General features: G+C 48.2%; 11 protein-coding genes. 8 read left to right on the forward strand and 3 right to left on the reverse strand.

What is annotated here, in order from left to right:
• Positions 1–5 precede the first annotated feature (5 nt).
• The 5 genes from KD145_RS31800 to KD145_RS31820 are packed head-to-tail and all read left to right on the forward strand — an operon-like array spanning position 6 to position 7,859.
• The gene (locus tag KD145_RS31800) at positions 6–3,515 is read left to right on the forward strand and encodes a SusC/RagA family TonB-linked outer membrane protein (RefSeq protein ID WP_212003811.1); all 3,510 of its coding nucleotides are present in this window, start codon (positions 6–8) and stop codon (positions 3,513–3,515) included.
• A gap of 9 nt (positions 3,516–3,524) precedes the next feature.
• Entirely contained in the window at positions 3,525–4,904 is a 1,380-nt protein-coding gene (locus KD145_RS31805; protein ID WP_212003812.1) for a RagB/SusD family nutrient uptake outer membrane protein, read from the forward strand.
• 24 nt (positions 4,905–4,928) lie between these two features.
• On the forward strand, positions 4,929–6,134 hold the full coding sequence (locus KD145_RS31810; RefSeq protein WP_212003813.1) for a TlpA disulfide reductase family protein: 1,206 nt from the start codon (positions 4,929–4,931) through the stop codon (positions 6,132–6,134).
• Positions 6,135–6,155: 21 nt separating this feature from the next.
• The gene (locus tag KD145_RS31815) at positions 6,156–7,322 is read left to right on the forward strand and encodes a peroxiredoxin (RefSeq protein WP_249219679.1); all 1,167 of its coding nucleotides are present in this window, start codon (positions 6,156–6,158) and stop codon (positions 7,320–7,322) included.
• A 30-nt stretch (positions 7,323–7,352) separates the two neighbouring features.
• Complete coding sequence (locus KD145_RS31820; RefSeq protein WP_212003814.1) at positions 7,353–7,859, forward strand: hypothetical protein; 507 nt, start codon at positions 7,353–7,355, stop codon at positions 7,857–7,859.
• A gap of 52 nt (positions 7,860–7,911) precedes the next feature.
• On the opposite strand, the gene KD145_RS31825 is transcribed toward KD145_RS31820, so the two are convergent.
• The 3 genes from KD145_RS31825 to KD145_RS31835 are packed head-to-tail and all read right to left on the reverse strand — an operon-like array spanning position 7,912 to position 9,643.
• On the reverse strand, positions 7,912–8,793 hold the full coding sequence (locus tag KD145_RS31825; protein ID WP_212003815.1) for an alpha/beta fold hydrolase: 882 nt from the start codon (positions 8,791–8,793) through the stop codon (positions 7,912–7,914).
• Positions 8,794–8,817: 24 nt separating this feature from the next.
• Complete coding sequence (locus KD145_RS31830; RefSeq protein ID WP_212003816.1) at positions 8,818–9,315, reverse strand: SRPBCC domain-containing protein; 498 nt, start codon at positions 9,313–9,315, stop codon at positions 8,818–8,820.
• A complete protein-coding gene (locus KD145_RS31835) occupies positions 9,296–9,643 on the reverse strand; it encodes a helix-turn-helix transcriptional regulator (protein WP_212003817.1) in 348 nt (115 codons plus the stop codon). The genes KD145_RS31830 and KD145_RS31835 overlap by 20 nt, the downstream gene beginning before the upstream one ends.
• 126 nt (positions 9,644–9,769) lie before the next feature.
• On the opposite strand from KD145_RS31835, the gene KD145_RS31840 reads away from it, so the two are divergent.
• The 3 genes from KD145_RS31840 to KD145_RS31850 all read left to right on the forward strand — a co-directional run bounded on the left by KD145_RS31840 (position 9,770) and on the right by KD145_RS31850 (position 12,154).
• Positions 9,770–10,165 carry a hypothetical protein gene (locus KD145_RS31840; protein ID WP_212003818.1) on the forward strand — a complete coding sequence of 132 codons (396 nt, stop codon included), beginning with the start codon at positions 9,770–9,772 and terminating at the stop codon, positions 10,163–10,165.
• 484 nt (positions 10,166–10,649) lie between these two features.
• A complete protein-coding gene (locus KD145_RS31845; RefSeq protein ID WP_212003819.1) occupies positions 10,650–11,171 on the forward strand; it encodes a DUF4402 domain-containing protein in 522 nt (173 codons plus the stop codon).
• Positions 11,172–11,287: 116 nt separating this feature from the next.
• Positions 11,288–12,154, forward strand: a complete 867-nt coding sequence (locus tag KD145_RS31850; RefSeq protein WP_212003820.1) for a molecular chaperone — start codon at positions 11,288–11,290, stop codon at positions 12,152–12,154.
• Positions 12,155–12,174: the final 20 nt, after the last annotated feature.

Genomic DNA, 12,174 nt, shown 5'->3' on the forward strand with positions numbered 1-12,174 from the left:
AATATATGCAAAATTCGCTTTCGCTAACGTATATACGTAGGTTAGTGAGGGGAGGCATTCTGTTCGCGGTGCTCACACTGGGAAATATCAGCTTCCTGTCTCCATATGTATATAGTCAGTCGTCACAGCCTGTCAGCATCACCGCTGTCTTTGAAAATGAAAACCTGGCAGCCTGTATTAAAAAGCTGGAACGCAGCTACCATCTGTCATTCGGATACGACAACCAGGATCTGATACGTTATCACATCAACAAACTTAACTTTGTCAATGAGCCACTGGACAAGGTTTTGGCTACACTGCTGAAAAAAACAGGACTCACTGTTGAAACCAAAAACGGCGTATATCTGATCGTCAGACCCGTTGTTGCCGCTGCTACAACAGAACCCGCCGGCAGAATACGTGGCCGTATCGTAGATGCCAACTCCAATAACCCTGTGCCCGGTGTGACCGTTCGTGTAGCCGGCGCCAGATATTATGCTGTTTCCAACCCTGAAGGAGAATATGAACTTATCTTGCCTCCAGGAAATTATTCCCTGCAATATTCTTTTATCGGTTATCAGGAAGAGATAAAACCGGCCATCAAGGTGATGCCCAGTGTGGTGGCTGCTGTTCCGGTGATGATGACCGTAAAACCTTCCCATCTTACAGAAGCGGTGGTAATCGGTTATGGTGTACAGGAACGCCGTAATCTTCTGGGTTCCGTGACTACCTTTAAAGCCAGTGAACTGCCCGGACAAATGCCGCTTTCGTTAGATGAAGCCATGGTTGGTAAACTGCCGGGTGTATACATTGCTCCCTCCAGTGGTGTGCCCGGCGCTGCCAGCAACATCACCATCCGTGGTATCAGCACCCTTAACGCCAACGGCAACACGCCGTTGATCGTAGTCGATGGAGTACCTATCTATGGCGTGGATCCCAATCTTAATACTGTCAATTATAATAAAAATGGTACACAGAGCTTTTCATATGGTGGCAACCAGGTAGTCAATGAATACCGCCAGCCTACTACATTTGAAAAGAATCCCCTGGCCACACTCAATCCGGATGATATCGAATCCATCGAAGTGCTGAAAGATGCTTATTCTACCGCTATCTATGGCTCCCGTGGCTCCGGAGGCGTGATCCTCATCACCACCAAAAAAGGAAAAAGAGGTAATGTAAGAGTAGATGTGCAGCTGGGCACTTCTGTCAGCTCTCCCCGCAAACTGCCTTCCATCATGACCGGCGACCAGTATGCAGATTTTTACAACCGCCTGTTTGCTCTGAAAGACTCTATCGGCAAAGCCGGTAATCCCTACTACCGGCCGGTGAACTATAAATTCCCGAAAGGAGTTAATACAGACTGGTTGCATGAAGTGCTGAGAGACGCTACCGGCGCAGACGCCAACGTGTCGCTCAGTGGCGGTACGGAAAAAAGCAACTATTACGTGAGCCTCGGCTACGACAAACAACAGGCCTATATCATCAACAACGATTTCACCCGCTATCAGGGCCGCGTCAACTTCGACAACCAGATGACCAGAAAGCTGAAAGTAGGCGTCAGCATGTCTTTGAACCAGGCTACCAACAACTCCCTCAACGCGCAGGAGATATACCGCGGCGCTATCCAGAAGGCACCCAATATCCCTGTCCGCGATAGTGCCGGCAACTTTAACTGGCTCTATGGTAAGAACCCTACCGGCCCGGAAGATATCTCCAATCCGGTTGCACAGGCCACCACCGGTAAAAACTATACTACCGACAACCGTGTGCTGGGTAATGTGTTTGCCGATCTGAAACTGCTCTCCTGGCTTAGTCTGCACTCCGATGTAGGAGTGGACTGGATCAACTCCCGCGCCTACAGCCGGGTGATAGACCGGCCCAAAACACCCGGAGGCAACGCTTCCGAAACACAACAGCAGCTCCGCAAATGGGTCAGCAATAACCGCATCGATATCAACAAGGCATTTGATGGCGGTCATGCTGTGAGTGCCATGTTGGGGCAGAGTTATGAGAAATCCGTAGAAGATGCGACTGCCGTTATAGGCGATGGTTTCCTCAACAATGAGATGCTGAGCATCTCCACCGCAAAAAACAAAAGAGTGGTCAGCTCCCTGGAACAACAATGGGCACAGGTGTCTTTCCTGGGAAGGTTGAACTATGAATATCAGCATCGTTACCTGGTAGGTGTCACCTACCGTATGGACGGCTCCTCCCGTTTCTCTGCCAACCACCGCTATGTAGGGTTTCCTTCCTTTGCGCTGGGATGGGTGCCCAGTGAAGAATCTTTCCTGAAAGGCAACAAACTGATTGAACAACTCAAAATACGCGGTAGTGTAGGCTTCACCGGTAGTGATGGTGGCAACGGCTACTATGGCAACCAGGGCCAGTATGTAGTGGATGTATACGGCGACTCTTATGGCAATGTGGGCGCTATCGGTGTCAAACAACCGTCTAATCCCAACCTGCAGTGGGAGCGTACCACCACCTGGAACGCAGGCATGGACCTGAGTATGCTCAATGGACGCATCAGCGTTACATTGGATTATTACAGAAGACAAACATCCAACGCTATCCTCAGTTCCGTACTGCCTTATTTTATGGGCTTCTCCATGCAGAAGCAGAACCTGGCGGATCTCAGCAACAACGGTATTGAGTTCAGCATCAGCAGTCAGAACATCCAGCGTAAAGCTTTCAGCTGGACCACCAACTTCAACATCTCCGGCAACCGGAATAAGATCATACGACTGCACAAGATTGATGAAGACCAGCTGGCCAATCAGAACGAAGTCGAGGGTAACCGCTTCTGGCGCGTAGGACATTCTGCCACCGCTTATTACCTGTACAACTGGGGCGGTGTCAATCCGGCCAATGGACAGCCACTCTGGATCGATAATGCCGGTAAAAGCTCCGAAGTGCCGATACAACAACAGTATTCGGGCGCTCCCTATGTGCATCGCGAATATATGGGCGACGCTATGCCCGTGGTATTCGGTGGCCTTGGTAATACGATCACCTACAAAGCCTTTGAGCTCAATTGTTTCCTGTCGTTTTCCGCAGGAAATAAAATCATCAATGGCGCCAAAGCAGCACAGTACAGTTACCTGGGCAGTTCTTCTACCGCCAACAATGTATACAACCTTTCCCCGGAACTCCTGAACTACTGGCAATATCCCGGTCAGGCAACAGACATCCCGGCACTGATCAACAAATCCAATGCAGCGGCAGCCGGCTTCGGCAGCTCCTATGATTACACGCTCAGCCGCCAGTCATCCCGCTTCCTGGAAGATGCTTCCTTTATCAAACTGAGAAGCCTCTCGCTGGCCTATAATTTTACCAGCTTGCTCAAACATGTACAAACCGTGAAATCGTTGCGGGTATTTGTAGAAGGCAACAATCTGCTGATACTGACCAGCTATTCCGGCCTCGACCCGGAAGTGAATGCCTATGGCTCTTCCGCGCTGAACATGGGGTATGATGAACTGACACTGCCTTCGCCACGCACCTGGAGAGCAGGTATTAAAGCATCTTTTTAAAATGATCGTATGAAAAGATATTCCTCTTACATATACAGCTTGTTGCTGCTGGCCGTACTCGGGGCCTGCAACAAACAACTCGACCTGAAGCCGGAAGGTACCATGGTGGAAGCTGACCTTTTAAAAAATAAACAAACGACCGAAAGTTTTCTGGCCGATACCTACCTGCACATGATGGATGCCTGCGACGGCAACATGTACCTGTTTGCAGACGTCACCGGCAATGTGGTCAGCTCTTTTGACCAGGCCCTCGTAAAAGGAGCCGTAGATCCCCGCGACAAAAACTATGATGACCTCTGGAGAAAACCATACATGACCATCAACCAGGCCAATGTGATCATTACGCAGCTCTCCCGGTATGCCACCTTTGACGCCGATACTCAACAGCAGTTTATTGCTGAAGCCAGATTTATACGGGCTTTCTGTCACCTGGTACTGTTGCAGATGTATGGAGATGGTGCATTACAGGGCAAGATGAACAATAAGGGCATCCCGCTGATGCTACAGTCCTTTGATGGTTATGATGGTTCTCAGAATAAAGAAAGAAATACCAACGGAGAAGTATATACGCAGATATTAAAAGACCTGGATGAAGCCATGGCTGTGCTGCCGGAAAAACGTACCGATCCTACAGACCAGGCCGGCCGTGCTACCAAAGGAGCTGCTGCAGCCCTCGCAGCCCGCGTATCGCTCTATATGCAGGACTATGTCAAAGCGGCTGCCTATGCCAATACAGTATTGTCTGCACAACGTTATGCCCTGCAGCCGTCTTTTGTACAGCTCTGGCCCGACCATGCTACTGGCACCGGAAAATATCCGCTCAGCACCGAAATCATTTTTGCCTTCCCGGAAAGTTTTAATGCTACCAGCTATGGCAACCATGGTATCTACTATGTTTATGGCTATTACAAGCCGCTGCCTGACTTCCTGGCCCTGTACGAAACACAGGATGAAAGGCTCACGGATCTGTTGACCGCCACCAATCAGATGCGCAAATTCACTGACCCTAAGCTCATGGATAATGTCAACATGATCCGACTGCCGGAAGTAATGCTGACCGCCGCCGAAGCCCTGGCGCAGACCAACGGCGTGAACGCCACTTCAGTAGATCTGCTGAATAAAGTATACGGTCGCGCCTACACGAAAAATCCGGTGCCTAAAGTATACACCATAACAGACTTCAGCGGCAAACAGGCGCTGATAGACCGCATCCTGCTGGAACGCAGCCGGGAACTGGCATTTGAAGGGTTTGCCCGTTTTGATGCCATCCGCAGCGGTAAACAACCTAATCCCCAGTTGCCCGCAGACCGGTATGCCATGCCCATTCCTCAGCGGGAAATTGATATCACCGGCGGACTCATTGTACAAAATCCGGGATATACGAAATAACGTAAAAGTATAAACGATAAACAGATGAAGAAAACCATCACCACCCTCTCTGTCGCCTTACTGGCCCTCAGCAGCCAGGCGCAGAGCAGTAAGGAAATCATCCTGCAGGGAGATATCAGCGGCGACCTGAAAGGACATCATAAGATGTACCTCTATTCCCGCACCTACAAGGACTCTGCCACCATCGTCAACGGGCATTATTCTTTCAGGATACCCTTCAGCGAACCGGTATTCCTGATGCTGCTGCCACAATATGTACAGGCAGAACGCCAGATGTACGTGCCTTTCGGCATCCTGATGGACAAACCAGTCACCTACACGGTCACCAGCGACATCAGCAAGGGTATGAACGCTTCCACCGTAAAAGGCTCTGAAGCAACGGAACTACTGCGGGCCTATGAGCAGGATAAGTCCGCTGCCTGGAAAAAGATCAGCACCGGCCTGCAACAGGCTTTTGGTAAACCATGGCTGCAGGAAAATGATCCGCAATACGAAGCCTTTGAGAAAAAGCAACAGGCGCTGCAACAACAGCATCTGCTGCCAATACTGGAGAAGCTGGTGAAAGAACATCCCAATTCCTATGCTGCGGTATACAGCCTCAATGATGCCCGGCAGATCGCTTCGGTGGAACAACAGGAACGGCTATACGCTACCTTGTCTAAAGACTTGAAAGCAACAACGCCCGCAAAGGAATTCCATCAGTTTACAGAAGGTATCCGTAATTCCGCCGTCGGCAAACAGGTGAAGGATTTTTCATTACCAGATCCGGACGGAAAGACGATCAGCTTTAGCAGTCTGAAAGGAAAATACGTGCTGATCGACTTCTGGGCCAGCTGGTGCTCGCCCTGCCGCAAATCCTTCCCTCATATGAGAGAAGTGTATCAGCAGTATAAAGACCAGAACTTTATCATCTACAGTATTTCCATCGATAAAAGCAAGGCAGACTGGCTGAAGGCTGTAGCAGAAGAAAATAATCCCTGGCTGCAGTCGCTGGATAATATCAATATCGCGGGTGGCGGATTCGCAGTCACCGGTGTGCCTACTACTTATCTGATTTCTCCCGAAGGGAAAATCATGATGAAAGAAATTGGTTTCGACGAAACAGGTAATGGTAATATAGAAAAGAAGCTGGCAGCGCTTTTCGGTACCATCGTCAAAAAGTCCGCACCAGAGAAATCCAAAAATGAAAACAGTACAACAAAGGCTATCCCGATGATGCCTATGCAATAAGTAAAATCATAAACCATCTACATGATAAAAAAACAGAACAGTTGGCTGCTGGCCATGCTGGCCGCCAGCATGGCCCTTCCGGCCACCGCACAAACCAAACGGTTTATTACTGTGAGCGGAAAGATCAAATTTCCTCCACCCCGGGAACAACAGGAAAAATTTCCTTTCCTGGTACAGAAACAGGAAGGGGATGATCGTGTCACAATCGATACGATCCGTCTGAAACCGGATGGGACTTACAGTATAAAGCTGGATGCCACCCGCCCGCAGTTTTATATATTGAATGAATTTGAAGAAGACCGGCTTACCGTTTGGGCCAACAAGGAAAACCTTCGGATAGATTTCAGAGGAATGGATACTGCGTTCATCAGGATTAAAAATCCGCCTTATGTGTATATCCAGGGTAGTGAAGAAAACAATCTCATTAACCAGGTCAATTTTATCGTTTACCGCAATTACCAGAGCATGATCGAGATAGGGCGCCTGCAGTACAAGGCTTCCCTGGCCAAGGACACAGCTTTGGAAAGGGCTATGCAGGACCAGTACGGATGGCTCGGCGATGATATGGACGAACGTTTGAAACTGCTGGTCAAAATGTATCCCAATACACCGGTACTACTGTATGTGTTGGATTATCTGCATCCCAGAAAAGATAAGGAACTGATTACTGCAGAACTGGGCCGCCTGGTGAAAAAATATCCTTACCTCGAAGAAGCAAAAAGTAAACAGGTGGATATGGTAAAGGCAGAAGCGATTGCCCGCAAAACAGCCATTGGCGCCACCGCCATAAACTTCACCCAGAACAATGTCAGCGGAAAAGCGATACAGCTGACAGACTATCGCGGCAAATACGTACTGCTCGATTTCTGGGCCAGCTGGTGTGGTCCCTGCCGCGCAGAAAATCCCAATGTGCTGGATAATTACGAAAAGTACCACAAAAAAGGACTGGAGATCCTGGCCGTATCACTGGACGACAAAAAGGCTGCATGGCTGAAAGCCATTAAAGACGATGGCCTCACCTGGGAGCATGTGAGCGATCTCAAAGGCTGGAAAAATGAAGTGGCAAAGGAATATAATATCCGTGCAGTGCCCAGCAATTTCCTGCTCGACAAGGACGGCAAGATACTGGCCGTGAACCTTCGCGGGGAAGAGCTGACCCAAAAGCTGGAAGAAATCTTTGGTAAATAGTGTTTTAAATTTAAGCTGTAAAGAAGTGTTATGAAGAAGTTATTATTATTGTTGCTGACCTGCTGGAGTAGTATGGCCATGGCCCAGATGCAGGCCGCAAAACGTATTATCCCGGATTATACCCACGAAACCAGGATTAAAAGCACAACGGTGAAGATATGGCGTATCATCCGCGATCTGCCGCAGGTAAAGGAATATTCCAATGGAACCATCAAAGAGGTAAATATCCGTACGGTGAATGAAACCAGGTACCGTGATCTCACTTTCAGCGATGGGCATAAGCGCACTGATGAAATTGAGCAGGTACATGAGTCGTACAAATTTTTTGTGTTTCATGTGCTGGAGCCATTGCCGGCCGGTATCGGCAAAGCCATTGTGACGGCACTGGTAGAATCCCTGCCCGACAATGATGATGTGTCTGTAGTACGCTGGAGTATTATTCTGGAAGGAGATAAGGCCGGCAGAAAACCGCTGGTGGACAGCCTTTCCGCTGAAATAGCCAATTATGAAGCCGGACTGAAAAAGATGCTGGAATAAATAACAAAACCGGGTATTTATATAGATACCCGGTTTTGTTACTATGAATAAACTATTGATTGTTGGACACACCTGCAAGGAATTCCTCTATCATGGCTACTGACAGCTGAGGCATTTTACTGCCTGGTTTTCCTGTAAATGCCTCTCCCAGAAATTCTCCATGTGCGCCGGGCATGATCGCCAAACGCCCTTTGGGCAGCAGCCGGTACATGGCTGCAGCATGTTCAGGCTGAACCACATCCTGATCGCTGATGATCACAAAAGCAGGCACCTTAATGGAACGGATCGCATCATCTGACCAGTCTTTGAAATGGACTACCCGTTCCCTGTCCTGGTTGAACATGGCCAGCAGTGCCTTTTGATCATGGCGGACCGCCATAAAGGCATCTTTATACACTTGCGGCATATAACTGAAATCTGCTTGCTCCATGTTTTTCCAGAATGCAGCCGGCAGGCCTTCCCGTTTATAAAAGGCGGAGATGATCACCACGCTGCGCACTACCTCAGGGTGGCGGATGGCTATCTGCATAGTGGTGCTGCCGCCATTGCTGAATCCGATGATATCAGCTTGTGGGATGTGCAGTGTTTTCAACAGTGCGGCCACATCATCTGCATCCTGTTCGAAGGTGATGTTACCAGGGCGTCCTTCGGTATGACCATGTCCCTGCAGGTCTACAGCAATCACCTGGTGATGGCTCGCGAAGTCGTTGAGTACGCTGCCGTAGTTGGTCCGGAGGGTAGAGCCGCCGCCGTGTATCAGTACAAGCGGACTTCCCTGGCCATGTATTTCGTAGTACATTTTGATGCCGTTAACGGTGGCATATCCGCTGGAGGTATCTGTTGGTATTGTGCTGCCTTTTAAAGAGGCGGCGGAGACAGGCAATACAGAGCTGATGGTAGCGAAGGCTATCGCTACCAGGATTAGGCGTACCATTTTCGTATATGTTTAAAGGTTATACTATTTATGCGTCGGCTGCAGATGAGTTTCGAGGATGTCGAGCATCTGTTCCCAGCTGGGGTAGGCGCCGGTGCGTTTGGCGAGTGTCATGTCTACGGTTTGATGCAGCGTGAACAAGGTGTTGTCGCCTTCCGGTGTAAACGTGACCGTTAGTATCGTTTCTGAGGGCCACTCAGGGTCCATACCGGCTTCCCTGGAACTGATAACGTTACCCTGTTCATCAGCCAGCTGTAGTTTGCAGACGATTTTTTCCGGAGATACAATTTCGAGGTAGGTGGTTTTACACCAGCAGTCTTTATTGGTGCTGCCGGGATTGCGGATACAGGAGAGCGTGCTGCCTCCTGGCCGTATGTCGGTATATGCAAAGTGGACGATGCAGCCTTTGGGTGCATACCAGTGTTGCAGGTGTTCGGCGCTGGTCCAGGCTTCAAATACCAGTTCTCGCGGTGCACGGATGATACGGGAGATGAACGTATCATTATTTGTTCTGTTTGCCATGTTTTTTATTTTTTGATTGTAAATCCTCTAAGTATTGTTCCATGGAATCGATGGTCTCATTCCAGTATTTCCGGCATTCCTCCACCCAGCCGGATATTTCCTGGAGCCGGTCCATTTTTAGTTCGCAGTAACGTTCCCTGCCTTGTTTGCGGATGGAGATCAGGCCGCATTCCGTGAGTATTTTAATATGCTGGGAGATGCCGGGCCTGCTGGTGTCGAAGTTTTCGGCGATGGCATTCAGGTTCATGGACTGCCGCGCTATCAGCGTGATGATTTCCCGCCGTGTAGGGTCTGCTATGGCCTGATATATGTCCCGTCTCTTTTCCATTATGTAATCATTTGCTTACAAATATAGGAAATGTAATTAAATGCTTACATATTTTTTTGAGAGAAAATTGTTTTAAGAGAATGATAAGGGCTCATATATATCTTTGTGCCGGAAAAGAAAATTATTATGGGACCATGGGTACATACCTGCAGGCAGTGTGGCGGTAAAAGTTATTTTAATCCGTCGGACATGTTGTTACCGGAATTAATGTGCCGGCATTGCGGAAGTATTAAAATAAATCTGCCGGAAGAGCGGGAGCGTATGCGGCAGTTGCTGGAAGAGGATAACTGGTATGCGGGATTTCTGGAGTTGTTGTTTAAGATAGAGGAGGGGTTGGGTATTGAGTATGAGGAGGTTGATTTTCCGCGGCCGTTTGTAACGTGGCGGCAATTGCTGGAGGTGACGGGCAGGCCTTGCGGAGCGCTGACAGCTGAAGAAATACTTTCGAGGGTGGCAGCATTTTCTTCACTAACGGTAATGGACATACGGCAAATGATGGACATGCCGGTATATATAGATTGAATGACAAAAAATATAATTGTTAGGAAAACTAATTGTTTATTTATTGTATTTGTGTGTCTATAATCCTTTGTGGTGGCTGTTTTGATGATGTTTTGGCTGGTTTTTTTGTTAATCTTTTATTTTTTTCTGAAAAAAAATTTGGAGGAATCAGAATCTTTTTTATCTTCGTTTCACTTATCCAAACAGTCTGTAAATTAGTTGTCCCAAAGTTTTGATTAGCATTGTTCCCCTGAATTACTATATCTAAGATTGGCAGTATATCCTGAAATTAACTATTCCATAGGTTTCCAAGCGTCCCTTCATCATAGCGGTTACTGATACCAGTAATTTTCCATCGATGTAACAGGGCTTCGTATTTAATCAGTCATGTGAATGTTGCGTAATTTTCTGATTGCGTGTATTAAAGATGTATGTGATTTTATCCCTGGCAGCATTCTGCTTATTCTTCCGTTTGTTCGTTTCATCATCTTAAATTCAGACTTCTATGAAGAAGGAGATTCTATCATTGACCATGCTTGCGGCCGTCTTGTGTGTGGATAACGTATCTGCACAAACATCCGGAACGGCCACTGCAAATGCTTCCGCGTCTGTTGTTACCCCACTAACGGTTATTAATCTGAATGGTAATCTGAGCTTCGGTAATATAGCACCTTCCGGGACAGCTGGTGCGGTAATACTGGACCCCAATGGTACCCGTACTTTTACAGGGGGCGTTTCAGCCCTGCCTGGAGGTGGAGTAAACGTTGGTACTTTTCAGGTAACCGGAGAGAACGGGTTTTCGTATTCCATCACACTTCCTGCCAGTGTATCATTAACCAATACTACCAGTGGTGGAGCACAGACATTGTTTGCAAATAATTTTACCAGCTTTCCAACCCCTACCGGGGTGTTGACTGGAGGCAGCCAAACGTTGCTGGTTGGTGCAACGTTGCAGGTGCCCGGCGGCTCAGTACCAGGTGTCTACAGTACTGCTACGCCGTTTTCAGTGACCGTCAACTATAACTGATCGGCAATTTCAGCTTAACCAAAAGGCCCTGTGCTACACCTGGGTACAGGCCTTTTGTATCCCTATGAAAACCCTTCATTTATTTAATTAGTTAAGAGATGTATGCAACCATGCTTATGAAACAGCAGCTAACCCTGCGCGTGCAGCAGAGATATGAGATAGTCTTTTGCACCGCATTCATGCTTTCTTTGTTACTAAACGCGGCCTCAGTGCAGGCGCAGGGCGACCTGATGATTTATCCCAAAAGGGTGATTTTCGATGGAAGCAAAAGAACACAGGATCTGGCTCTTGCCAATTCCGGCAAAGACACCGCTACCTATCTTGTTTCCTTTGTGCAAATCAGAATGAAAGAAGATGGTTCTTTTGAAAACATTGAACAACCCGATTCGGGCCAATTGTTTGCAAGCAACAACCTTCGGGTTTTCCCGAGAACTGTAACCATTGCTCCCAAAGAATCACAAGCCGTGAAACTGCAGGTTATCAATACAGGCAACCTGCCTCCCGGCGAATATCGATCCCATGTTTATTTCAGGGCTGTCCCTCCTCCCATACCTGCAGGCGAAATACCGGTCGCCAAAGACACTAACAATCTGGAAGTAAAACTGGTACCTGTCTTCGGTGTTACCATACCTGTTATTATCCGGATTGGAACTGACTCAACGACCACCTCTATCTCAGACATGAACACCGACCTGAGCGACCCCAAAAAACCACAGGTGCTCTTTAGCATCAACCGCTCGGGTAACATGTCTACCTATGGAGATCTCACCATCGACTACGTGTCGCTCACCGGACAACGAACGCGCGCCGCTTTTGTGAAAGGTGTGGCAGTTTACACGCCACTACTGAAACGGAAGTTACGCATAGAGCTTGACCCCACTTCCAAACTCAACTATCATCAGGGAAAGCTGGAAGTGAATTTCGAATCCAACGCAGGAAAAAATCCGGAGCTACTGTCAAAACAGGAACTGGTCCTGCGCTGAGCGACAGCACTATTGTTATA

This window comes from Chitinophaga sp. HK235, from assembly GCF_018255755.1.
In the GTDB taxonomy this organism is placed as follows: Bacteria; Bacteroidota; Bacteroidia; order Chitinophagales; family Chitinophagaceae; genus Chitinophaga.